Origin of the sequence: Butyricicoccus sp. AF18-9LB (genome assembly GCF_027684505.1) — a bacterium.
Lineage (GTDB): Bacteria > Bacillota > Clostridia > Oscillospirales > Butyricicoccaceae > Agathobaculum > Agathobaculum butyriciproducens.
In genome coordinates, this window is sequence record NZ_JAQCWA010000003.1 from 51,789 (window position 1) to 76,659 (window position 24,871).

Below are 24,871 nucleotides of genomic sequence, written 5' to 3' on the forward strand. Positions count from 1 at the left end.
GTACCAAACACCTAAATTCGCAGGTGCCTTCCGGTATAACGCGCAAAAAAATTGCGCGACACTGTTATGTCGCGCCTGCTTAGATGAACCCATATGTGTAGCAGTAATGTATCTGACCCTGCGAACAGGTTGCGAAAGATACGGTAGAAAAAATCCTCTGCCGTACTCCTTTTCGGAGCGGTCACACATAGGAAATTTGCGCCAGATTAGGAAGCAAGGGAAAGGTAGGAGTCCAAAGAGGAAGGAAAACCGCAGGTTGTCCTTCCTTTTTGCCCCCGCGGCGGGCGCCGCGATGCTCCCGCCGTCCGCAGACGGCGAATCCCTGCTGAGGTTCAGCGAAAAACTCCCCGCCCGGAAAGGGCGAACCCGCTAACGCAGTTCGCGTACCCCGCACAATCGGTGCAGAAAAGGAGCCGCCCCGTTAGGGCGAACACGCTGACGCAGTTCGAGCACTCCGGTCAGCCGGTGCAGAAAACAAATCTCGTGTTTAAGTTAAACTGTTTTTCCGATAATGCGACGGCGAAACGCCATACACAAGCCGAAACCGCTTGATAAAGTAGCTGAAATTATCAAATCCGACGCGAAACCCGACCTCCATGACCGGCAGATCGGTCTCACGGAGCAGACGCGCCGCCTGCTCGATCCGCAGGGAATTGATATGCTGGGTGAATGTCCTTCCGAAATTATCCCGGAAAAAGGTGCTGAAATACTGCGGTGAAAGCCCAAATTCTGCTGCAACCGCCGGCAGCGAGAGCGGTTCGGTGAAATGCTCACCGAGGTAGCCGACGATCTCCTTAAGCTGCTGCGCCTTGTAGTCCGCGCCCGGGCGCATTTGATGTCCGACCAGCCGCCCGTACTGCGCGCACACGGCCACAATGCCGAGCAGCGCGGCTTTCACGGCAAGCTGACAGCCGGGCGCCTGCACTTGCCACGCGCGCACGATCTGTGCGAGCAGCGCACGGATTTCACTCTGCCCGGGTTCACCGGCGCGAATGCAGGTGCCGAACCGCAGCCGTCCCTCGGCGAGCGGCGACAGCAGCGCGAATTCGCTCTGGTCGGCACGCGAAAACTGCAGGAAATCCGCCGCAAATACGAACGAGCGGAACTGGTTCTCCCGTCCGGCGGCACGAATTTCGTGCAATTCCTCACCGGCGGCGAAGAACACATCGCCGTGCGTGCCCTCGTAGGTGTGGTCAGCGATGGTGAGCGAAACGTGGCCCGCGTCCACCGTGATGATTTCCAGTTCCGGGTGCCAGTGATAGGGGATGAAATCGCTGTCATCGGCTTCGCTGCCGTCCAGCGCGGGGTAGATCTGGAACGGAAACGCAAGTGTGCCGTGCTCTTTTTTCTCTCGGCGGGCTGCATCCATGGCGAAAATCCTTTCTGATGCACACGCTGCGTGCATACCTTAAAATCGTGTTATTACTGCTGAAGAAATTGCAAGCAATCCTTTGAATATCTGCTATAATTATAGATGAAAAAGGAAGGGAAGGCAAGAGTGCGACACAAACCAATCGTATTTTTGTTGTATCATTTGCGAGAAAATCCACTCGGATTTTTGTGCTGAATGACAAAGCCTTTCCGCACCGCGCCGAATCCGTTCAATGAGTGGTTGAAACTGGCTGTTATGGCGTGGTATAATGATAATAGATAGGCTGTTTTTCACAGCTGAATCTGCGTGATCGGGTGGGATATACCGGTCACCGCACCAAAAAATTATTTTTTGGAGGGAATTCCTATGTACATGGATAAGCAGGTCAAGCGCGGATACAACGAGTACATCCGTCTTGACGAAGGCATCGGCAAGGATGCCATGATGGACGTTGCTCTCCTCGTGATGGAAGACGGCGACACCTGGAGCTGCGAGGAGCCTGAGAAGGAAGTTGCAGCACTGGTATTCGACGGCAAGTGCACCATCAAGTGGGAGAATGAGTCCTACGATGTAGACCGTCCGAATCCGTTCGATTACAACCCGTCCTGCCTGCACGTTTGCAAGGGCGTAAAGTTCGAGATCATCGCACACGGTCCGTGCAACATCTACATCCAGAAGACTTTGAACGAAAAGACTTTCCCGAGCAAGATGTACAAGCCGGAAGACACCGATACCTGGGCACGCGGCAACAAGGGCGAGCTGATGGGCTGCATCAAGCGTGATGTACGCACCTGCTTCGATCTGGACAACGCGCCGTACTCCAACATGGTACTGGGCGAGGTTGTCAACCTGCCGGGCAAGTGGTCCTCTTACCCGCCGCATCATCATCCGCAGCCGGAGTGCTACTTCTACCGCTTCGACAAGCCGATGGGCTTCGGCGCAGGCTGGGGCAACGGCGAGATTTACGAGACCCATCACAACGGCCTCGCTATCATCACCGATAAGATGCACTCTCAGGTAACCGCACCGGGCTACTCCTGCTGCTACGCTTGGGGCATCCGTCATCTGCCGGGCGACCCGTGGGACAAGACCCGCATCGACGACGAGGAGCACCTGTGGCTGCTTGAGGACGATGCCAACGATCATATCTGGCACTGCCCGAGCGGCAACTGATTGCCGCTTATAGGGGCGACTCCGTCTCCCCTATATACGCCAAAAGTTCCGTAGAAACTTTTGACGATACCCCTCTCACCTTTGCACGGCAAAGGTGGCTGCGCCGCCACGGCGCAGGCAGTGGTATCAAAGTCCGGCGGAGCTGGACTTTGATAAGGAACTGCATCTGCCGCGTGCGCGCGGCAGGCACGAGACCTGTCTCGTGTGTTTGGGAACCTATGGTTCCCTTGCCCCTCCTTTTGGAGAGGGAGGGTGCTAAGTCAAGGCTTGTTGGAGACTGGCTTTGATTCATCATTATTTGTATTCTATTTAGGAGGATTTCCAACATGATTCATATGGAAACCGTTCGTCTGACTGCGTCTCAGGCACTCGTTCGCTTCCTCGAGAACCAGTATATCAGCTACATTGATATGGATGGCAACGAGCAGGAGCACAAGTTCGTTAAGGGCATCTTCATGCTGCCGGGCCACGGCAACGTAGTTGGCTTCGCTAACGGCGTTGAGCAGGAGCTCAAGGACATGGTTGTTTACCAGGGCAAGAACGAGCAGGGCATGGCTCTGGCTGCAGTTGGCTACGCTAAGCAGATGCGCCGCAAGTCCATCTTCGCCTGCACCTCTTCCGTAGGCCCCGGCGCCTGCAACATGGTTACCGCTGCTGCAACCGCAACCGCTAACAACATTCCGGTTCTGATCCTGCCGGGCGACATCTACGCTTCCCGTCAGCCGGACCCGGTTCTCCAGCAGATGGAGCAGCCGCAGAACCTGTCCATCTCCGCTCATGATGCTTTCCAGGCTGTTACCAAGTACTGGGGCCGCATCAACCGTCCGGAGCAGGTTATGACCGACATGATCTCCGCTATGCGTGTTCTGACCGATACCGCTAACACCGGTGCTGTTGCAATTTCTCTGCCGCAGGACGTTCAGGCTGAAGCATACGATTACCCGGTTGACTTCTTCAAGAAGCGCGTATGGCGCGTTGACCGCCGTCCGGTTACCAAGTACGCTCTGGACAAGGCTGTTGAGGTCATCAAGAACGCAAAGAAGCCGCTCCTGATCTGCGGCGGCGGCGTTCGTTATGCTGAGGCACACAAGGTATTCAAGAAGTTCGCTGAGGACTTCGGCATCGCATTCGGCGAGACCCAGGCCGGCAAGTCCGCTGTTGTTTGGGATCACGAGCTGAACCTCGGCGGTCTGGGCACCACCGGCGGCATCGCTGCAAACAAGCTGGCGCACGAGGCTGACGTTGTAATCGGCGTTGGCACCCGTTACACCGACTTCACCACCGCTTCCAAGTGGCTGTACCGCACCGACGCTAAGTTCGTCAACATCAACCCGTCTGAGTTCCAGGCTTACAAGATGGACGCTACGCCGGTCGTTGCTGACGCAAACGAGGCTCTGACTGCTATCGGCGAGGAGCTGGCTAAGATCGGCTACCACACCGACAAGGCTTACGCTGAGGAAGTTGCTGCTCTGCGCAAGGAGTGGTGGACTGAGGTTGAGCGTCTGGACAAGGTTGAGTACACCGACAAGGAGCACTTCACCCCGGAGTGCAACGACGACAACCGTGAGTGCGTTGAGAAGTACATCGAGGATACCGGCTGCAAGCTGTGCCAGACCACCGTTCTGGGCACCATCAACCATCTCATTGATGACAACGCTATCGTATGTGCAGCAGCAGGCTCTCTGCCGGGCGACATGCAGGGTCTGTGGCGTGCCCGCAAGGAGAACACCTACCACATGGAGTACGGTTACTCCTGCATGGGTTACGAGGTTGCCTCCGCTCTGGGCGCTAAGATCGCTTGCCCGGATCAGGAAGTTTACGCTATGTGCGGCGACGGTTCCTTCGACATGCTGCACTCTGAGCTGATCACTTCGGTTCAGATGGGCCACAAGATCAACGTTATGCTGTTCGATAACGCTTCCTTCGGCTGCATCAACAACCTCGAGGTTTCCAACGGCAATGCTTCCATCTGCACCGAGAAGAACATGCTTGAGGAAGGCGTAACCAACGGCGTACACAAGGGCAAGGTAATCCAGGTAGATTACGCTGCAATCGGCGCTGCTTACGGCTGCAAGACCTACACCGTTAAGACTCTTGACGAGCTGAAGGCTGCAATCGAGGATTCCAAGAAGCAGACCGTTTCCACCCTGATCGACATGAAGGTTCTGCCGAAGACCATGTCCGCAGGTTACGAGGCTTGGTGGCGTGTAGGCGTAGCTGAGGTATCTCAGAAGGCTGAGGTTCAGGCTGCCCGCAAGCGCATCGAGGATCACCTGTTCGAGTCTCGCCACTATTAATAGCGCGCGATAAACTCGCTTTAGGTTTATGAAAGCTCCCAACCGTGAGGTTGGGAGCTTTTTTGTTGCTCGCAGAGAGAATAATGGAGAATTGAGGATGGAGAATGATTCAGGCGGTTTACCTTTTTATAGGGCGGGGGGAGGGCAGCCCGCCCTGCGGTACTGCATAAAAAACACCTCCCATCGATACAGACGGGAGGTGTTCGTTTTTTACAGCATCTGCAGCAGCTCGATCTGCTCACCGGACGGGCCGGTGAAGAACCAGTTCTGCAGGCCGCCGAAGGTATTCGGCAGCACCTTCTTCTCCGGTGCGGTGAAGCTGATAACGCCTGCCGCCTTGAGGTCAGCCGCGGTCTTGTCGAGGTCATCAACGTAAACGGCAAAGTGAGGGATGCTGCCCTCACCGGACGGCACGAGCGTGCCTGCGGGCGGCTCGATCAGCTCGAGCAGGAAGCCGCCGAATTCAACGAGTGCCAGCTTCTTCAGGCCTTCCGGCGTCTCTACGCCGTCGCGCTTGAATACACTGCCGCCGATCATCTCGTAAAATGCAATGCTCTGGTCCATATCTACGGTGTAGATCGCAATATGGCCGATACCCTTATAGTGTTCCTTCATGGTGATTCCTCCTTGTGCGGGCGTTCTCGCCTTAGTATTAGCATAGCACTTTTTTTCGGATTTGCATAGGGGACAGGCATAAAAAAACGACCGTCTTTTGACGGTCGTTTCAGGCTGTCGCGAAACTACAGTTTCGCCGACAAGCAGGAACGGACCGTAGGCCGTTCCAAAGTCGTCCAAAAGTTCCCATACGGAAACTTTTTCCCTCTTAAGGTATAAAAACCGAGATACACGCTCCCGGTTTTTATGAATTTGCAAAGCAAATTCTATTTAACGCGCGCTGCCGCGCGTTATGATAAAATTGGTTCAATACCGACTTTTTTGACAAACTAAAACGACCGTCTTTCGACGGTCGTTTTGAGTTGCATTACTGAACAGAATCGGAAACAGAAGCAGTGGTCTGATTCTCGAGGTAGTTCTGGTAGGTGGTCTTCTCGCTCTTGCCGAAGCCAAGGGGAGAGAAGATGATATAAGCCAGAACCATGATCAGCAGGGTAACGGCAGCCCAGATCTTGCCGTTCTTCCACGGGGTCAGATCTACAGCGCCTACGTCCTTCAGCTCGAAATCGGTTGCACGCGGATGCTTCTTAACGATTACCCACATCAGCAGCATGTCGAATACGAACAGGATCGCGGTGAAGTACAGGTAGTGGATGTTGTTCAGGAACGGAATGACGTTACGCAGACCGAACTGGAGGATGAAGTACAGAACAACGTGTACCGGGATGACGATCTTAGCAGCGATAGCCGGAACCTTCTTCCAGAAGAAGCCGCACAGCAGGCAAACAAAGATCGGGGTATTGAACGCAGCGAAAGCAGAGTTTACGAAGCTCGTGATGCCGCCCATGTACAGCATGAACGGGGACATGATGGTGGAAACAACTGCTACTACAGTACCGAAGTTCTGGCCGATCTTAACCATGCGGGCATCAGATGCGGTCGGGTTGAACAGCGGACGGTGAATGTCGAGTGCGTAGATGGTGGATGCGGAGTTCAGTACCGAGTTAAAGGAGGACAGGATCGCGCCGAACATTACAGCAGCGAAGAAGCCAAGAATCGGCTTCGGCATAACCTGTGCTACCAGCATCGGGTAAGCGGAGTCGCCGGAACCCCAGTCCATGCCCGGGTAAGCCAGTGCGCAGATAACGCCCGGAACAACGATGATCAGCGGAGTCATGATCTTGAGGAAGCCTGCAAATACGGCGCCCTTCTGTGCTTCCTTCAGGTTCTTAGCACCGAAGGTACGCTGGATGATGGACTGGTTGGTTGCCCAGTAGTACATGTTGTTGACCAGCAGACCGGTGAACAGCAGCGGCCACGGGAGCCACGGCTCCGGGGTGTTAACCTCGTTGATGGCGTTCAGGTAGGACGGATTGGTGTGCAGGAACTTGTCGAAGCCGTCCACGAAGGAGCCGTCGCCGCCGAGCTGGCCGGACAGGAACATGAAGCCGAATACCGGAACCAGCAGGCCGCCGACGATCAGGCCGAGGCCGTTGATGGAGTCGGACAGTGCGATTGCCTTCAGGCCGCCGAAGATGGCGTAGATAGAACCGATGATTGCGGTTGCAACACATACGATTGCGATTGCTGCGAAACGGGAAATACCAAACATCTTGTCAATGCCGAAGATGTTTACGAATACCTGTGCGCCTGCGTACAGGATGTTCGGCAGCATGATTACAACGTAGCTGAGCAGTACGATGATGGAAACCAGACGGCGGGTGCCTTCGTCGTAGCGCTGCTCAAAGAACTGCGGAACGGTGGTCAGACCGGTCTTCAGGTACTTCGGCATCAGTACGAATGCGAGGATTACCAGAGCGATTGCAGAGGTTACCTCCCAGCCCATAGTGGACATGCCGACGCGAACTGCCTGACCGTTGTTGCCAACGAGCTGTTCTGCGGAAAGGTTGGTCATCAGCAGAGAACCGGCAATGACCGGGCCGGTCAGGCTGCGGCCGCCGAGATAGTAGCCGTCCTGCGTGTCGAGGTTGTCACCGCGGGTTTTCCACCACGAGATGAGTGCGACGAGTGCCGTGAACGCCACGAAGGTGATCGCGGTAAACGCCATGGAGTTTACGAAGTTCATCTTTTTCTCCCCTTGTAAAAATTTTGTGTCCCGGCGGAGATCCCTCAAAATCCACCGAAACGATTTCTGAATGACGGCCTCGGTCTGCGCTTGCGTGCGCGTGCCCGCAAGATCCCAAAAAACAAGACCGTCAATCGAAGGACTGATGATCTGTTAAATGGGCAAACCGCGTTGCCGTTTGTCCGAGAGTTATTCTAACACTATACAGAGGCTATAGCAAAACATTTTTTTTACTTTTTTTGCACTTTGGATACTTGCACATAAACAAGAAGACGTATTTGTGCATTTCGACGTTAACTGAAAGCAGATTTACAAAGTAAACGTTAAAAAATTATCAATAACAACAAAAAAATTCGTAAAACTGTATCTTTTTTACAAGGAAAAAATCCCCGCATAAAGCGGGGATTCTGTACAGAATTACGGTGTATACCATTCATCGCTGCGATTTTTTGCGTCAAAAATCTGCGCATATTCCGCATGGTGATAATCGTTCAGCAGGTCGTTTTCCGGCTGTTCACTCTGCGGATACCAGGAGCCGTCCGGCAGGCGATAACCGTTGACGTTCATCACCGGAATCTGCTGCTGCAGGGCAAGACGCATCTGGTCAAAGCCCGAGGTCGAGCAGCCGAGCGCGTTCAGCGCATACGCGGACAGATAGTTCGCGCTGATCTGCACGTTTGCCTGCTCCTCGATGTCGTAGTTCGCCCAGATGAAGAACGGCGTTACCATCTTTTTCTGGCGCAGCTCGGCATCCGAGAGATCGCCGCGCTGACTCTCGAGCAGGGTGTTGTAAAAGTCCTCCGGCAGATTGGGCTGGTGGTCGCCGAAGAACACGATCGCCGTCGGCTCATCCACCTTGGAGAAGTAGCTGATCAGCTCCTGCACGGCGTCGTCGCTGTACCGCACGAGCGACAGGTACTGGTCAACCGTTGGGTACTTGTCCTGCTCCTTACCGGTGAGGCAGATGCGCTTGTCGAAGTAACCCTCGCCGTCCCAGTCATAGCCGCCGTGGTTCTGCATCGTTACGTTGAACACGAACAGCGGCGTGTTTTCCCTCTTGCTCTCGTACAGCTCGAAAATCTTCTTGTAGCTTGCACTGTCGCTGATATAATCGCGCACACGACCGGCGTCAGCGGCAAAATCATCCTGATAATACTGCGCTTCAAAGCCGAAGAAACGGTAAACGTTCGTGCGGTTCCACGAGGTGGACAGATAGGGATGAATCGCCGCCGTCTGGTAGCCGAGCGAATCCAGCCCCGAGGCCAGATTGGGCATTTCGCTCTTGATGAACACCTGATACGCCGAGCAGTTGTACGGCAGGAACGCCATTGAATCGCCGGTGAGGAACTCCAGCTCGGTGTTGGCGGTGCCGCCGCCGAAGGTCGAAACGGTCAGCTGACCGCTGATGGTGTTCTCCTGACCCTGCATCAGCTTGTGCACATACGGCATGGGGTCCTCGTTGGTCTCAAGCGCACCGACCGAGCCGAGATCCGAGAAGGATTCGTTCATGATCACGATCAGATTGGGCGTTTTCGTGCCCTGTTTGCCGGTAAATTCGCTCTGTGCGTCAGAAAGCGAATCCGCGCTGTAACCCTCCGGCTGCTTGACAAACGAGCTGGTCGCGCAGCGCAGGAAGTAGAAAATCTCGCTGTACTGGCGGCTGGACTGCCAGAAAGCAAGTCCGGTGCCGACCGTCTGGATGCCGGTGTAGGCGATGAACGCCAGCACGAGCACGCACGGCAGCGAAAACAGTCTGCGGAAGTACCAGCGCTTGTGCACCTTGAAGCTGCGCTGCATCAGGCACACGCTCACGCAGAACAGCACAGCCGCCGCTGCAGCGCGGAGCACGGAAAGCTCTATCGGTGCGGAGTAGCCCTTGGACACGTTGGCTGCCGTGCCGATGGCGGCAATGTCGCTCAGCATGACAGGCGTGCCGCGGAACAGCATAACGTAGTGGTCGATCATACCGTGGATCATCGAAATTGCCATGCCGAGGCATACGCCGATACGCACGTTGCCGCAGATCAGATAGGCCGCGGCGTAAACTGCCACATAGCAGATCCAGCCCTGAAAAAACGACTGCTTGAGCGTGATGACACAGCCCTTGACCATGTATTCCACCAGGATCAGGCTGACAGCCGCCGCAGACAGGAACAGCAGCACGTCATGCACTAGCAGAACCGCCGCGTACAGCCGCGTGTGATTTTCCGCAAACGGGTGGTTGCGGCGCCACGGACGCAGCACCAGCGGTACAAATGCGCCTGCGGTCAGCCAGTGCGAGATGGTCGGCTGATACATCAGCGAGCCCCTGCTCAGCAGGGGATGGAACAGCAGGAAAAACGCAACGAGCAGCAGTACGTTTGCACCGATTCGGTACGGATTTCTTCCGGTTTCGTTTTGAACCTTGTGTTCAATGCTCAAAAAAGTTGCTCCTTTCGCAGAAACGGAAAAGCCGCTGTGGTGTTTCCGCAGCGGCTTCTCAAGTCGTTAGAATTTATGCCTCAGGCGTTTCCTCTACGCGGGTAACTGCGATAGAGAGATCGTCCAGCTGCTTGTCGTCTACAATATCCGGGCAGTTCATCATCAGGTCGGACGCGTTCTGAACCTTCGGGAAGGCGATCACGTCGCGGATGGAATCCAGACCGGCGAGCAGCATGCACAGACGATCCAGACCGTAAGCCAGACCACCGTGCGGAGGTGCGCCGTAGGAGAACGCAGTGATCAGGTGACCGAACTGCTCCTTGGCCTTCTCCTCGGTGAAGCCGAGGGCCTCGAACATCTTGGTCTGCAGCTCGGGATCGTGGATACGAATGGAGCCGCCGCCCAGCTCACAGCCGTTGAGGATAATGTCGTAAGCCTTGGCACGAACCTTGGCCGGATCGGTGTCCAGCAGCGGGATATCCTCGTCCATCGGTGCGGTGAACGGATGGTGCATGGCAACGAGGCGGTTCTCCTCCTCGCTGTACTCGAACTGCGGGAACTCGGTGACCCACAGCAGCTTGAAGTCGTCCTTCTTGGCAAGGCCCAGACGCTTAGCCAGCTCGCAGCGCAGCGCGCCCAGAGCAACAGCGGCGGTCTGCCAGTTTGCGTCGGCAACAACGAACAGCAGGTCGTTCTCCTTTGCACCTGCGCGCTCCTTGATGGCTGCAATCTCGTCCTCGGACAGGAACTTGGCAAACGAGGAGGTCATGCTGCCGTCTGCGGCGAGCTTCATCCATGCAAGGCCCTTTGCGCGGTAGGTCTTGACGAACTCGCCGAGCTTGTCGATCTCCTTGCGCGGGAACTTGTCCGCGTAGCCGTTTACGTTGATGAGACGGACCGTACCGCCGTTCGCTACGGTGTCCTTGAACACCTTGAACGAGCAGTTTGCGGCAATGTCGGAAATATCCTTGATCTCAAAGCCAAAGCGAACGTCCGGCTTGTCCGAGCCGTACTTGTCCATGGCGTTCTGCCAGGTCATGCGCGGCAGCGGCAGCTGAATGTCAACATCGAGCACTTCCTTGAATACGCGCTGGAGGAAGCCCTCGTTGACGGCGATAACGTCATCCTGCTCAACGAACGACATCTCGAGGTCGATCTGGGTGAATTCCGGCTGACGGTCAGCACGCAGATCCTCATCGCGGAAGCAGCGGGTGATCTGAATGTAGCGGTCCATGCCGGACAGCATGAGCAGCTGCTTGTACTGCTGCGGGGACTGCGGCAGGGCGTAGAACTTGCCCGGATGCACACGGGACGGCACGAGGTAGTCGCGCGCACCCTCCGGCGTGGACTTGGTCAGCATCGGGGTCTCGATCTCGAGGAAGCCGTGCTCGTCGAAGTAGTTGCGGGCAACCTGCGTTACGCGGTGGCGCAGCATCAGGTTCTTCTGCATGGACGGACGGCGCAGATCGAGGTAGCGGTACTTCAGACGAATCTGGTCACCGACCTCCTTGGTGTCGTCAATCTCAAACGGGGTGGTCTCCGCCTTGGACAGAATGCGAATGTCCTCGGCAATAATTTCAACCTCGCCGGTCGGCATCTTCTTGTTGATGGCTGCCTCATCGCGGGCCACCAGCTTGCCCTTTACCGCTACAACGAACTCGGTGCGGCAGGTGAAGGCAATGTCGAACAGGTCGGCGTTGACCGACTTGTCGAACGTGCACTGCACGATGCCTGCGCGGTCGCGCAGCAGCAGGAACAGAACGCCGCCGTTGTCGCGCACGCGGTCAACCCAGCCGTTTACGGTAACGGTCTGGCCTGCGTGCTCCAGGCGAAGCTCGCCGCACATGTGCGTGCGCTTCATGCCTGCAATAGATGTGTTATTCATGTTTATCAATCCTTTAAGATTTGTTTATTACAGTTTTGATTTGCAGAGCAAATTCTATTTAATACGCGCTGTTGCACGAATTAGCTGAAATATAGATGGTAAGTTACTGATTGTCCTTATCCTTCATCGCCGGACGAACGTGCTCATAATAGCCGAGAAAGGCCATAACCGCAAACAGAATGATGCCGGCGAAGGCGATAAGGAACATAATGGAAGCGTTGTCGGCAATCGACGCGGAAAGCGCCAGAATAGCCGCAATGACACCAAGCATGCCGGTTATCATGAGAATACCGCCGTAAATAAGCTGTTTCATAAACAATCCCTCCATATTCAGTTGAAAATCTATCTCTACTAAAGGCGGGGGGGCACCCGCCCTGCAATTTAGCGATTTATTTGTCGCAGATGACCTTGCCTGCGTTCTTCTTCGCCAGACCGTCATGAATCAGCTTAGCTGCCTCGTCAAGCGAAATCTTGACCTGCTCGCCGCTCTCCATATCCTTGACAGCGACCACGCCTGCGTTAATTTCATCCTCGCCGAGGAAGATAACGAACGGAATGCCCAGCTTGTCGGCGTAGCCGATCTTGTGCTTGAACTTCTTCTGCTCGCTGTACAGCTGGGTGCGGATGCCCGATTCACGCAGAGCGGTAGCGGTCTTGATAGCGGCGCCCATGTCGTCAGTCATCGGCAGGATGAGTACGTCTGCCGGTGCCTTGTTCATCTGGTCGTTCAGATAACCCTGCTCACCGAGAACGTAGAACAGACGGGTCAGGCCGATGGAAATGCCAACGCCCGGCAGCTGCTTGTCGGTGTAATACTCGGCAAGGTTGTCGTAGCGGCCGCCCGAGCAGATGGAACCGATTTCCGGATGGTCGAGCATAGCGGTCTCATAAACGGTGCCGGTGTAGTAGTCCAGACCGCGGGCAATCGTCAGGTCGATCTCGAAGTGGTCAGCCGGAACGCCGAACGCCTGCATATAGGTTGCAACCGTTTTCAGTTCCTCTGCGCCGAGGTCGAACACCTCGTTCCTGCCCTTGTAGCCCTCCAGCGCCGCGAGGATACCCTCGGTGCCGCCCGGCGTCTCGATGAACTTCAGCAGCTCGTCAGCCGTAGCCGCTTCCACGCCGAAATCCTCGACCAGAATGGTCTTTACCTTCTCTGCGCCGATCTTCTCCAGCTTGTCGATGGTACGCATCACATCGCCGGCCTTCTCGGTCAGACCGAGGATAGCAAAGAAGCCGTTGAGCACCTTGCGGTTGTTGATGCGGATCTTGAAGCGCTGAAGACCGAGCGAGGTGAACGTCTTGTAGATGATGCTCGGCACCTCGGCCTCGTTGATGATATCCAGCTTGCCGTCACCGATGACGTCGATGTCCGCCTGATAGAACTCGCGGAAACGGCCGCGCTGTGCGCGTTCACCGCGGTAAACCTTGCCGATCTGGAAACGGCGGAACGGGAAGGTCAGCTCGCCGTAGTGCTGGGCAACATACTTTGCCAGCGGTACGGTCAGATCGAATCGCAGGGACAGATCGCTGTCGCCCTTGGTGAAGCGGTAGATCTGCTTTTCGGTCTCGCCGCCGCCCTTGGCGAGCAGTACCTCGGAGGACTCGATCAGCGGGGTATCCAGCGGATAGAAGCCGTACAGCGCATAGGTTTCGCGCAGTACCTGCATGATGCGTTCCATCTGCACCTGCGGTGCCGGAAGCAGCTCCATAAAGCCGGATAAGGTTCTGGGTTTTACTTTTTCCATAACTATTTTGATTCTCCTCAAGACAGACGTATGCACCGAATTGGCGTACCCGATCCGGTGCAACGAATGCTATTGTTTATTTTTTGTTCTTCGGGTTGACAATATTACGCCAATCCAGATCACCGCGGTCCAGACCGAGGATGAGCATCTCGGCGGTTGCCGAGTTGGTTGCAATCGGGATATTGTGCATGTCACACAGGCGGGAAATCGCATGAACGTCCGGTTCGTACTGTGCGTTGGACATCGGATCACGGAAAAACAGCACGAGGTCGATCTCGTTGTAGGCTACGCGCGCGGAGATCTGCTCCTCGCCGCCCTGCATACCCGCAAGGCACTTGTCGATTTTCAGACCGGTAGCTTCTTCAACAAACTTGCCGGTGGTGCCGGTGGCACAGATGTTATGCTTTGCAAGAATACCGCAGTATGCCATGCAAAATTGTACCATCAGTTCTTTTTTGCGGTCATGTGCGATCAGTGCTATATTCATCAGGAATAACCCCTTTCCTGTATATTCATGTTGAGATTACTTACAATTTAAGTGGAATACGCTCGCCGTTGAGCCGCCGGGCGATATTCATAAAGGCGCGAGCCGCGCCCGTGTGCTTGACGGCATGAATGCTCCTGCCGCTGTTGCTGCACGAAATGAGGTCCACATCCTCGGGCACGAGACCGAGCAGGGGAAGTCCTGCTTCATCCATCGCGTCGTCGATGTTGCCGGATTTGCCGTGGCTGATGAGCTGCGGGCGCACGCGGTTGAGCACCATGCGGATGCGCTGGATGCAGTATTCCTCCTCCAGCTTGCGGGCGCAGCGTTCCGCGCCGCGGACACACACGCGGTCGGTCGAGGTGACGATGATCGCCTGCGTGGCAATGTGCGCCAGAAAGGAAAGCTCAGCCGGCAGTCCGGCGGGACCGTCGATCAGCAGGTAGTCGAACCCGGCCTCCTCGGCCTGCACAGCCAGCTGCTCCATGCCGCGCTCGCTGAGAGCGGGAAGCGCCACCGGTGCAGTGAGTAAGTACAGCGTTTTCATATCCGGATGACACGCCATGGCATCCGCGAGGGGAACCGCGCCGCCTGCCACATCGGCAAACGAGTAGACCACCCGGTCGGACATGCCGAGCACGATATCCAGATTGCGCAGACCGCAGTCGCCGTCAATCAGCAGCACTTTGCTGCCAAGCTGCGCGAGAGCCGCGCCTACGCCCGCTGTAAGGGAGGTCTTTCCTGTGCCGCCCTTACCGGACGCAACAAGAATCACCTTCAACATACCGCCTCCGAAAGAAAACCTTATTTAAGGCAATACTGCATAAATCTGCAGATTCGCCTACAAGTGTATTATAAACTAACAGCGGGCGGTTTACAAGCGTTCATCGCGAATTTTTTGACGAAAACTTCAAATGGCACCGGGTTTGGAAAGAAAAAACCCGGCAAAATCACATTTGCCGGGCTTAGGCTGCCGCGAAACTGCAGTTTCGCTTACAATTGTTTTATCGAATCAGGGTGTTCTCCGCCTGACGGGAGGCTGCGCGGTCCGACTTGCCGACAGAGAAATACTCATCGAGCATATCACGCACGATCGGCGCAACGTAAGCGCCGTGGCCTGCGCCTTCACCGACTACGCAGATAACGATCTGCGGGTTGTCAAAGGGGGCAAACGCGATGAACAGACCGTTGTCGAACGACTCGCCGTTCTCGAACATCTCGGCCGTACCGGTCTTGCCGCCGACCTTGATGGGGTAGTCCGCGAAAACGCTGCCTGCGGTACCGCCCTCGTCGGTAACCTCGCTCATGCCCTGCATGACAAGCTCGCGCGTGGCATCCGAAATGTCGATCTTGCCGAGCACCTCGGATTCATCGGTTTTCATAAAGCTGCTGTAATCGTAGCTTTTGATGCTTTTGACGAGCGTCGGCTTGTACAGCGTGCCGCCGTTTACGATAGCGGAAACATAGTTTGCCAGATGCAGCGGCGTAAAGCCGTTATCCGACTGACCGATCGCTGCGTTCAGATCATCGCCGCCCTGCCACTCGCGGATCGCCGGGTCGGCCTTGCGCTGCTGCTCACGGTAGGTCGGGCCTGCTGCCTGACCGGTAGCTTCGCCGACCTCGATGCCGGTCGCCGTGCCGAGACCGAACTTCTTAGTCCACTGCTCGAGGTGCTCACCGGTCAGCTTCTGACCGACCGTGTAGAAGAACGTATTGCACGAGTATTTGAGCGCATCCGTGACGTTGAGCGTCATGGGCGTGTCGTGGTTGTTGCAGCGGAAGGTCTGTCCGCCGTACTCGTAGGTGCCGGTGCAGGTAACGTAGGTGTCACCGGAGATGATGCCTTCCTCCAGACCCGCGATGGCGGTCACCATCTTAAAGGTGGAGCCCGGCGGGTACACACCCGAGGTTGCACGGTTTACCTCCGGATGGCGGCTGTCCGCCTGGATGGAGGCGTAGTTTTTGTTGTAGTTTGCCAGGTCGTAGGTCGGGTAGGACGCCATCGCGAGCACCTCGCCCGTGTTCGGGTCGAGCGCAACAGCCGCGCCGCCCTTGCCGTAGGCAGACAGATTGCTTTCCAGCGATTTCTCGGCGACTTCCTGCAGGTCAAGGTCAATCGTGGTGATAACATTGTCGCCCGGCTTGGGAGCCGTAGCGGTGGTCTGCTCGGCAATAGCCGAACCGCCAAGGTCGGTCTCCACCGTGCGGGAGCCTGCCGTGCCGTGCAGGTAGGACTCGAGCGCGCTCTCCAGACCGGACTTGCCGATGAGATCGCTCATCTGGTAGCCGGTCTTGTCCTTGTAAGGGCCGCCGTTGTTGTCGGAATTCCACTCGTCGGAGGTCAGGGAGCCGATCGTGCCGAGCAGGTGCGCGGCGGTGGCGGTGTCGTACTGGCGGACGGCTTCGCTCTGGATTTCAATGCCCTGAAAATCCGCGCTGTGCTCCTTGATATAGGCGATCAGGTCCATCGGCACATTGTCCGCGAGTGTGTAGGTTGCCTGATTGCTGAAGCCGACCGTGCGCATGCTGTAATAGATGCCGACCATCGTGCGGGCGTCCGCAAGCGAGAGATCGGTCGGCATGCCGAGGTTTTTCTCCATATAGGCGCGCATGGCGTTGATAAACTCGGTCGGGGAGACCAGCTTGGTTGCATCCACCTGTGCCGCCTGATCAATGGTGTTGCCGTTCTCGTCGGTCTTGGGGTCGGTCTCGCTCGCCTGCTTGGCAGCGTCTACGGCCGCCGTAACCGCATCCAGACCGAGCGACTTGGCGCTGTCCTTCATATAACCCGACAATTCGGTCAGCGATGCGCTGTTGTAGGTGAACGGCGCGGACTGCGTGATCGGCAGCCGGTCGTTGATGGACGGAATCGCCGCCGTGTCCGCAGAAACCGCCTGCGCGGTGTCGGTCGGGGTGTCCGAGGACGTATCCGTGCTGTCTGCGGCATCCGCAGAGGTGTCACTCGAGGTATCGGTGGCAGCAGCCGTCTTTGCGGCATTCTGCTTGGCGGTCGCGTCCACGGCTGCGGTCTGGATACGGTGCGTCAGATCGAGCAGGGTATCAAACCGCTTGTCGTTGCCGTCCCAGAAGGACGAGTAGATGAGCACGAGCGAAAAGCCGGTGTTGTTGGTGACGAGCGGTCTGCCGTAGCGGTCGAGAATCTCACCGCGGGCTGCGGAAACCGTAGACGTGGTGGTGAGAAACTCCGCCGAGCGGCGGACATATTTTTCGCCGTTCAGAATCTGCAGCTGGAATAACTGCGAGAGCGCCACACCGCTGCACAGCAGCAGCAGTCCGCACAGCGCGAGCAGACGGCGAAGCAGTTGAGGTTTATTTAACATGGGGAAGTGCTCCTTTCCGCAAAGGGTCAGCGGCTGCGCTTACGGGATTTGCCGCTGAGCCTGCGCAGCGGCAGGTAAACGACAAAGCAGAACAGGCAGGTCAGCACCGTACCGACGGCAAGCTGCCGCAGGACGATCAGGAAGGACGCGCCTGCATGCATCAGCGAGAAGAGATACCGCAGCAGACCGAGCAGCACACACTCAAACGCCGTGAGGATGAGCATGGAAATGTAATTGCGGGTGAGCAGTCTCTGGCAGAGCTTTCCGGCGGCATAGCCGAACAGCAGGAAAAACAGGGGATAGAGACCGTCCACGCCGGTGAAGCTGAGGTCATAGCAGATGCCGACCGTCACGCCGGTAACAGCCGCCTCCGCCGGGCCGCCGAGCAGCGCGGCTGCCGTGACGAGTGCGGGCAGCAGATCGACCGCAGAGCCGAAAATGCGCATGCCGCCGAACGTGCCGGTCTGCAGCGCGAAGATAATCACCGAAAACAGCACATACACGATCAGCTTCGGGATGGAAATATGTTCTCTCTGCATGGCTTACTCCGCTGTGTCCGTGTATTCGGTGATGATGGAAACCGAGGAAACGCTGTCCACGCTGACAAACGGCTTGATGACCGCGTAATACGACAGACCGCTTTCCTCCGGCTGCACGCTTTCCACCGTGCCGATGAGGATGCCCTTGGGGAATACACCGCCGCGTCCCGAGGTCTCGACCGTATCGCCGACGACCACCTTGGAGTCCTCGCGCAGATAGGACAGGCGAAGTGCACCGCGTGTCATCAGGTTATAGTCGCCTTCCGCGATGGCGGTCTCGCGCGTGCGGGTGACAAGCGCGCCGCACTGCATTTTCGGGTCGGTGATGGAAGTCACCTCGCAGGTGTTGTCGGTCACCTCGCTGACAAAGCCGAGCATGCCGTCCACGGTCGTTACGAGATCGTCCTTGTTGACGCCGCTCGAGCTGCCCTTGTCCAGCGTCAGCGTATCCGCCCAGTCGCCCGGACTGCGGGCGATGACCTCAGCGCTGACCGTCGTGGTGCTGCGGGTGCTTTCCGGCTGCCCAAGCTGAGAGCGGAGCAGGTTGTTTTCCTCGAGCGCGATCTGTGCGTCACGCACAAGCTGTGCATTGTCGCTGATCTGCTGCTTGAGCTGCTCATTCTCGGCCTTGAGTGCATCAAACTCGGTGAAATAATCCAGTCCCTTGCTGAAAAAGTGTCCGACACCGGTGCCGAACCGCTGAAACGGCCGGACAACCGCACCGGCGGCTCTCGTGATGGGCGAGGAATTGCCGCTGATGCCGCTGTACACCGCGGAGAGAATGCACAGCAGAATGACGACTGCCGCACCGATCAGGAGCGGAGAGCCGACTTTATGACGTCGTCGCAAAACGAATCTTCCTTTCATAATGTTGCACTGAAATGTGGAATTTCAGCAGGTAAATGCGGCTTATACCGCATGAATATCGCGCAGAATGGTATAAAGCGGAGCCACAGGCAGACCCATGACGCTGTAATAGTCGCCCTCGATGCCCTTGATGAGCAGTGCGCCGTGGCCCTGGATGCCGTAGGCGCCGGCCTTGTCGAGCGGCTCTCCGGTGGCGAGGTAGGCGGCAAGCTCGTCCTCCGCAAAATCGCGGAAGGTGACGCGCGTGCAGGTGTGCAGCGTGTGCGCCCCGCCGTCCGGCGTGAGCACGGCAAGTCCGGTCAGCACCTCATGGGTGCGTCCGCGCAGACGGCGGAGCATGGAAGCGGCCTCGTCCGCGTCCTTCGGCTTGCCGAGGCGCAGTCCGTCGATCGTGACCATGGTATCCGAGCCGATGCACACGGCGTTCGGGTGCTGCGCCTGCACAGCCTCGGCCTTCAGGCGGGAAAGGCGGGTGACTTCCTCGCCGAGCGGCGCATCACGCAGGGTTTCGTCCGCATCGGCAGGGCAGACCGTAAAGTGTTCGGTGATAAGCGACAGAAGCTCTTTGCGCCGCGGCGAAGCGGACGCTAAAACGATCTCCATTATTCGACTCCTCTTTTATATAATCCGTTGGTAAATTCGCCGTCCAGCGGTGCGCCGGACAGGAACGCGCGGGAAATCCGCACACATTCCTCGGGCGATTCGATGGTGAACTGCAGACGCGCGGTCTGTACGCCCAGGCGGGAAAAATCCTCGCGCAGACACAGCGGACGGCTGTTCAGCAGCGTGTTGCGGCAGCCGAATTCGTTCAGCAGCGGGAAACGCTCCTTGCGGCGGTCGGTGAGGTACGTCACGCCGTTCTGGCACGAGCACTTGCCGCCGTGCTGACGGCGAATGGCGCAGTTTTCAAAGATCATCAGCGGCAGACGGCCGTAGACGATCAGGTCGGTCTCGAGCGGACCGCGCATATCTCGAATCTGCGCCAGACGAGCCTCGAACGAAAGCGTCTGGCGGGAAACGCCCATTTCAGCCAGCGCACTCAGCGTTTTGCTGTTGTAGGCGTTCAGACCGAAATCACCGTGCACGGTAAAGCCAAGCCGCTTGGCAAGCGGGATGTGGCCGATGTTTCCGGCGAGAACCGTGTCGGTTCCTCGGCTCATGGCTTCACCGAGCATCATCTCGATCTGCGGCTGCTCGTTGTCCGAGAACACGCGCGGCAGGATGGCGGGCAGTCCGGTCTGCGCTGCAACTTCAAGCGGGACGTAAACGGTCTCCAGACCAAGCTCGCGCAGCGCATCCGCCTGCGCCTTGGTGCGCACGGCTGCGGTGTAGCCGCGGAAACCCTCGCGGGCAGCGGCCTCGTCGTCGCGCGGCAGCACGCTGCCGTGCAGCCAGTCGCGGGAGGGCGCAACGCCGCGTTTTGCCAGCAGAAGGTCGAGTGCGTCGCGGCGCATGCCGTTCATCACGGACGCCGGTATCATCAGACCGTCCTGCACCTCGATACGCATATTCTCAATATAAAACGGCGTACCGCCGGTCTTTCTGAGCGATTTTTCGATCATCTCCGGTGTGGTCGGGCGGTTCTGCGCCTGCTCTACCGGCATGACGACCGAAACGCCGTCCGCACTGAGCACCGCACCGGTGTCCTTGCGGGCGGTAAAGCAGAGGGAAACCGGCACGAGCGGTGCCTCCTTGCCCTCGGCAAAGCGATGCGCGGCCTCGTCGTAGAGTTTCTTTACCTCGTTCATCGGCACATCGGTCTTGGTGCCGAACATGCTGTCACCCAGCTTGCCGGTGTAGTAGCCGTCGGTGAAGCCGTCGCGCGAGAACACGCGGCGCAGAATGTCGCGCTCCTCGGCGGTCGGCCTGCGGTGCTCGCGGAGCAGGTCGGAGTAGACCTTGGTTACAATAGCGGCGTACTCCGGACGCTTCATGCGGCCCTCGATCTTGAGCGAGGACACACCCCAGTCGGAAAGCTCGGCAACGTGTCCGGCGAGCATGAGATCCTTGAGCGACAGCGGATAGCCGCCGCTGTACGGCAGGCGGCACGGCTGTGCACACAGACCGCGGTTGCCCGAGCGCTGACCGATCACGGCGGACAGGTAGCACTGCCCCGAGTAGCACATGCACAGCGCACCGTGCACGAACACCTCGGTCTCGACACCGGCCTGCTCGGTGATGAGTTTGATCTCCTCACGGGAGCATTCCCGGCTGAGCACTACGCGCGAAAAACCGATGTCGCGCGCCTGCTTTGCTGCGTCGAGCGTGTGAATGGTCATCTGCGTGGAGGCGTGCAGCGCGAAATCCGGCGCGTGTGCATGGATGAGCCGCGCCAGCCCCAGATCCTGCACGATAAGCGCGTCCGCGCCTGCTTCGTACAGGAACTTTGCGTCCTCGAGTGCGTCCTCAAGCTCGCGGTCGCCGGCAAGAATGTTGAGCGTAATATTGGTTTTTACGTCGCGTGCGCGGCAGTAGGCGATGGCGTCCGCCATCTCGTCATGCGAAAAGCCCTGTGCGTTGCGGCGTGCGTTGAACATGCCGAAGCCCATATAGACTGCGCCTGCACCGGACTGCACAGCGGCGCGAATGCCCTCCGGCGAACCGGCGGGAGCAAGAAGTTCTACTTTATTCCTCATTTGCGGTTGTGATTCGGGTGCTTGCCGTTATTCTGCGCCTGCCGGTCGCGCAGTGCGGCAAGCTCGGCTTCGAGGGCACGGCATTTTGCCTCAGCGGCTTCGGCGGCAGACTTGGCCTTGATGTAATCATCCGCCAGCGTGATCGTTGCCAGTGCCAGCGCGCGTGTGGATGCGAACGACGGCGAGCCGCCGCAGTGCGCCACGGTCTGGCGTGCCAGCTCGGCTACCTCATTCATATAGTCCGCGCTCTCGTCGGAGACCAGATTGTATTTTTGACCGGCAATATGAAGAACCATGCGGTTTGCCATAACGGGTCCCTTTCCTTTCATTATAATATATATGCGGACAGCGCCGCTGAAAAGCGGTACTGTCGAATTTGGGCATAAGAAGATAAAATATAGTATAGCACAATATGACGGGTTTTGAAATAAAAATTCTGTGCAAACGATAAAAAACTCCGTATAGAATTTTCACAATGTGTATAAAGTGTAAAAGATTTGCGTTCGGCTTGTCTCGCGCGTTTTAGTGTGATAAAATGTGTATATTGGCGGAAGTCCGGGAAAAGGCTTCCACGTTATCTTTTGGAGGTCATTTTTATGCTGAACATGAACGAGGTCCGGCGCATTGTCGTCAAGGTCGGCTCCTCGACGCTGACTTATGACAACGGCAAGCCGAATATCCGCCGTATCGAGCGTCTGGTACGCACGATCAGCGACCTGCAGAACCGCGGCTTCGAGATGGTGCTCGTATCCTCGGGTGCAGTGGCGGTCGGCACGGCAAAGCTCGGCCTGGCGGAGAGACCGAAGGAGCTGTCGGTCAAGCAGGCGGCGGCGGCTGTCGGGCAGTGCGAGCTGATGCACATTTACGACAAGATGTTTCTGGAATATGGCATTAACGTGGCGCAGATCCTGCTGACGCGCGAGAATATCGTCGATGACGACCAGCGCACCAACATCCATAACACGTTTACCGCGCTGACCAAGATCGGCGTTGTGCCCATCATCAACGAAAACGACACGGTTGCAACCGCCGAGCTGAAGCACATCGAGAACTTCGGTGATAACGATACGCTGTCCGCAGTCGTGGCACGTATGTGCGATGCCGATCTGCTGGTTATCTTCTCGGATATCGACGGCCTGTACGACTCCAACCCGCGCACCAACCCGCAGGCCAAGCTGATTAACCACGTCGGCAGGATCGACGCAAAAATCCGCCGTATGGCGGGCGGCGCCGGTTCCGCGCACGGCACGGGCGGCATGGCGACCAAAATCACCGCCGCAGAGCTTTGCATGGACGCAGGCATTCCCATGATGGTTGCCAACGGCGATAAGCAGGGACTTTTGTATGATATTGTGGACGGTAAAGAGGTTGGAACCCTGTTCCAGAGAGAAAACGGCAGCAGTAGCAGTAATTGAAAGAGGTGAATATTATGCGACAGCTTTTAGAAATTGCCGAGGACGCCCGCCGCTCCAAGTACGCGGTGGCAAAGCTCGGCACGAACGACAAAAACCGCGGCATTCTCGCCATTGCGGACACGCTGATGGCACATGCGGACGAGATCATCGCGGCAAACAGGATGGATATTGAAAACGGCAGAGCGGCAGGTCTGAACGACGGCCTGATCGACCGTCTGATGCTGGACGAAAAGCGCATTGCGGGCATTGCCGAAGGCTGCCGTCAGGTGGCGGCGCTGCCCGACCCGGTCGGTGAGGTGCTTTGGATGCACAAGCGTCCGAACGGCCTGAACATCGGTCAGAAGCGCGTGCCGATGGGTGTGATCGGCATTATCTACGAGGCTCGTCCGAACGTTACCGTGGATGCGGCTGTGCTGTGCTTCAAGGCGGGCTCGGCGTGCATTCTGCGCGGCGGCAAGGAGGCGTTCCAGTCCTCCATGTGCCTGACCAGGCTGATGCGCGCAGCGCTGGCGGCCGAGGGTCTGCCGGAGAACGCTATCAATCTGGTGGAAGACACCAGCCGCGACACCGCAACCCAGATGATGAAGCTGAACGGCTATCTCGATGTGCTGATTCCGCGCGGCGGCGCAGGACTGATCCGCTCGGTTGTCATGAACGCGACCGTGCCCGTCATCGAGACCGGCACGGGCAACTGCCATGTTTACGTTGATGCGGCTGCCGACCTTGAGATGGCGAAGAATATTCTCATTAACGCCAAGTGCCAGCGCCCGAGCGTATGCAATGCGGCGGAAAGCCTGCTCGTCCACAAGGACGTTGCGGAGCAGTTCCTGCCGATGGCGGCAGAGGGCCTTGCACCCGATCATGTGGCAATTCACGGCTGTCCGCGCACGATGGACATCCTCGGTGACAGCATCGCACCTGCGACCGATGAAGATTACGGCAGAGAATACCTCGGCTACGAGATTTCCTGCAAGGTGGTCGATTCGCTCGATGAGGCCATTGATCACATCAACCGCTTTAACACCGGTCACTCGGAGTGCATCGTCACCCGCGATTATGATGCGTCGCAGCGATTCCTTGAGGAAGTGGACGCGGCGGCGGTCTACGTCAACGCCTCTACGCGCTTTACCGATGGCTTTGAGTTCGGTTTCGGCGCTGAAATCGGCATTTCGACCCAGAAGCTGCACGCACGTGGTCCGATGGGGCTGACCGCGCTCACCACCACCAAATATATCATTTACGGAAATGGACAGGTGCGATAATGGATAAAACGATGGAGAAGGAATACAAGTGGCGTGCCGACGAAAAGCTGCTCGGTCAGGCGCTGCTATGGGCTTCCTCGCGGATTGGCAGCCAGAGCCGAACCATCAACATGGAATCCAGCTATTTTGACACGGCGGACGGACTGCTGAAGGAACATCAGGCGGCACTGCGTCTGCGCCGCGAGAACGACCGCAGCGTGTGCTGCATGAAGCTGCGCAACACGGATACGCCGGACGGCATGCGCGCCCACGAGGAGTACCAGTGCGAGGCGGTCTCTCTGCTTGACGGTCTGCGCCGACTGCCCGAGCTTGGTGCACCGAACGACCTGTGCGAGCGGGCGCTGGCAGCCGACCTGCAGGAAATCTGCACGGTTTCGTTCCGCCGGTGTGCGGTTCTGCTGCAGGAGGACGACACCGTGTGCGAAATGGCGCTTGACGAAGGCGAACTGCGTCATAACGGTAAAGCGGCGCCGCTGTGCGAGATCGAACTTGAGTATGTCGCAGGCAGTGAGGATACCTTCCACGCGCTTGCCGCAGAACTGGCACAGCAGCTTGACCTCGTGGTTGAGCCGACCAGCAAGCTGGCGAGAGCGATGGCGCTGTAAATTCCGCTTTACAAACCGGTTCCTATACCTTATAATAAGAACTGCAACAGGGGAATGAGGTTCTCCCTTGGACGAACGTCCTAAACCGCTTATAAAAGCACTTCAGACAAATATTGCGACAAGTG

General features: G+C 57.3%; 20 protein-coding genes. 5 read left to right on the forward strand and 15 right to left on the reverse strand.

The annotated features are described in order from the left end of the window. Positions 1-487: 487 nt before the first annotated feature. On the reverse strand, positions 488-1,369 hold the full coding sequence (locus PGY33_RS03380) for a helix-turn-helix transcriptional regulator (protein ID WP_118360219.1): 882 nt from the start codon (positions 1,367-1,369) through the stop codon (positions 488-490). A gap of 369 nt (positions 1,370-1,738) precedes the next feature. Here PGY33_RS03380 and PGY33_RS03385 point away from each other — a divergent pair, with 369 nt between their 5' ends. Beyond that, the gene (locus PGY33_RS03385) at positions 1,739-2,545 is read left to right on the forward strand and encodes a 5-deoxy-glucuronate isomerase (protein WP_117555212.1); all 807 of its coding nucleotides are present in this window, start codon (positions 1,739-1,741) and stop codon (positions 2,543-2,545) included. 335 nt (positions 2,546-2,880) lie between these two features. Continuing rightward, entirely contained in the window at positions 2,881-4,842 is a 1,962-nt protein-coding gene (iolD, locus tag PGY33_RS03390) for a 3D-(3,5/4)-trihydroxycyclohexane-1,2-dione acylhydrolase (decyclizing) (RefSeq protein ID WP_118478780.1), read from the forward strand. 210 nt (positions 4,843-5,052) lie between these two features. Here the strand turns inward: iolD and PGY33_RS03395 are convergent, their stop codons facing one another. The 14 genes from PGY33_RS03395 to PGY33_RS03460 all read right to left on the reverse strand — a co-directional run bounded on the left by PGY33_RS03395 (position 5,053) and on the right by PGY33_RS03460 (position 21,772). Continuing rightward, positions 5,053-5,457 (reverse strand): VOC family protein, encoded by a 405-nt coding sequence (locus PGY33_RS03395; protein WP_118285092.1) that lies wholly within the window; start codon positions 5,455-5,457, stop codon positions 5,053-5,055. 367 nt (positions 5,458-5,824) lie between these two features. Beyond that, positions 5,825-7,543: a solute:sodium symporter family transporter gene (locus PGY33_RS03400; RefSeq protein ID WP_270477373.1), complete on the reverse strand. Its 1,719-nt coding sequence runs from the start codon at positions 7,541-7,543 to the stop codon at positions 5,825-5,827. A 417-nt stretch (positions 7,544-7,960) separates the two neighbouring features. After that, on the reverse strand, positions 7,961-9,964 hold the full coding sequence (locus PGY33_RS03405; RefSeq protein ID WP_270477375.1) for an LTA synthase family protein: 2,004 nt from the start codon (positions 9,962-9,964) through the stop codon (positions 7,961-7,963). A 73-nt stretch (positions 9,965-10,037) separates the two neighbouring features. Continuing rightward, positions 10,038-11,849 carry an aspartate--tRNA ligase gene (gene aspS / locus PGY33_RS03410; protein ID WP_118478599.1) on the reverse strand — a complete coding sequence of 604 codons (1,812 nt, stop codon included), beginning with the start codon at positions 11,847-11,849 and terminating at the stop codon, positions 10,038-10,040. A gap of 103 nt (positions 11,850-11,952) precedes the next feature. Continuing rightward, on the reverse strand, positions 11,953-12,162 hold the full coding sequence (locus PGY33_RS03415) for a hypothetical protein (protein WP_118478601.1): 210 nt from the start codon (positions 12,160-12,162) through the stop codon (positions 11,953-11,955). Positions 12,163-12,238: 76 nt separating this feature from the next. Continuing rightward, positions 12,239-13,597 carry a histidine--tRNA ligase gene (hisS, locus tag PGY33_RS03420; protein ID WP_118285088.1) on the reverse strand — a complete coding sequence of 453 codons (1,359 nt, stop codon included), beginning with the start codon at positions 13,595-13,597 and terminating at the stop codon, positions 12,239-12,241. Between the two features lie 76 nt (positions 13,598-13,673). Beyond that, positions 13,674-14,084: a methylglyoxal synthase gene (locus tag PGY33_RS03425; RefSeq protein ID WP_110437294.1), complete on the reverse strand. Its 411-nt coding sequence runs from the start codon at positions 14,082-14,084 to the stop codon at positions 13,674-13,676. A 40-nt stretch (positions 14,085-14,124) separates the two neighbouring features. Continuing rightward, positions 14,125-14,865: a nucleotide-binding protein gene (locus tag PGY33_RS03430; RefSeq protein ID WP_117490997.1), complete on the reverse strand. Its 741-nt coding sequence runs from the start codon at positions 14,863-14,865 to the stop codon at positions 14,125-14,127. Positions 14,866-15,085: 220 nt separating this feature from the next. Then, a complete protein-coding gene (locus tag PGY33_RS03435; protein WP_270477379.1) occupies positions 15,086-17,422 on the reverse strand; it encodes a penicillin-binding transpeptidase domain-containing protein in 2,337 nt (778 codons plus the stop codon). Positions 17,423-17,448: 26 nt separating this feature from the next. Beyond that, entirely contained in the window at positions 17,449-17,961 is a 513-nt protein-coding gene (gene mreD / locus PGY33_RS03440) for a rod shape-determining protein MreD (RefSeq protein ID WP_118760917.1), read from the reverse strand. A 3-nt stretch (positions 17,962-17,964) separates the two neighbouring features. Continuing rightward, a complete protein-coding gene (mreC, locus tag PGY33_RS03445; RefSeq protein WP_158575586.1) occupies positions 17,965-18,810 on the reverse strand; it encodes a rod shape-determining protein MreC in 846 nt (281 codons plus the stop codon). Between the two features lie 60 nt (positions 18,811-18,870). Next, positions 18,871-19,431, reverse strand: a complete 561-nt coding sequence (locus PGY33_RS03450) for a Maf family protein (protein ID WP_270418638.1) — start codon at positions 19,429-19,431, stop codon at positions 18,871-18,873. Continuing rightward, positions 19,431-21,464, reverse strand: coding sequence for a U32 family peptidase (locus PGY33_RS03455; RefSeq protein ID WP_270477381.1), 2,034 nt, complete (start codon positions 21,462-21,464; stop codon positions 19,431-19,433). Before PGY33_RS03455 ends, PGY33_RS03450 begins: the two co-directional genes overlap by 1 nt. Further along, a complete protein-coding gene (locus PGY33_RS03460) occupies positions 21,461-21,772 on the reverse strand; it encodes a cell division protein ZapA (protein ID WP_158574630.1) in 312 nt (103 codons plus the stop codon). Before PGY33_RS03460 ends, PGY33_RS03455 begins: the two co-directional genes overlap by 4 nt. A gap of 288 nt (positions 21,773-22,060) precedes the next feature. Between PGY33_RS03460 and proB the strand changes: the two genes are divergently transcribed. From proB to PGY33_RS03475, 3 genes are read left to right on the forward strand one after another with little or no spacing between them, the layout of a single operon-like run. After that, positions 22,061-22,879 carry a glutamate 5-kinase gene (proB, locus tag PGY33_RS03465; protein ID WP_270477383.1) on the forward strand — a complete coding sequence of 273 codons (819 nt, stop codon included), beginning with the start codon at positions 22,061-22,063 and terminating at the stop codon, positions 22,877-22,879. Between the two features lie 14 nt (positions 22,880-22,893). Then, on the forward strand, positions 22,894-24,141 hold the full coding sequence (locus PGY33_RS03470; protein WP_270477385.1) for a glutamate-5-semialdehyde dehydrogenase: 1,248 nt from the start codon (positions 22,894-22,896) through the stop codon (positions 24,139-24,141). Beyond that, on the forward strand, positions 24,141-24,746 hold the full coding sequence (locus PGY33_RS03475) for a CYTH domain-containing protein (protein ID WP_118360206.1): 606 nt from the start codon (positions 24,141-24,143) through the stop codon (positions 24,744-24,746). Before PGY33_RS03470 ends, PGY33_RS03475 begins: the two co-directional genes overlap by 1 nt. Positions 24,747-24,871: the final 125 nt, after the last annotated feature.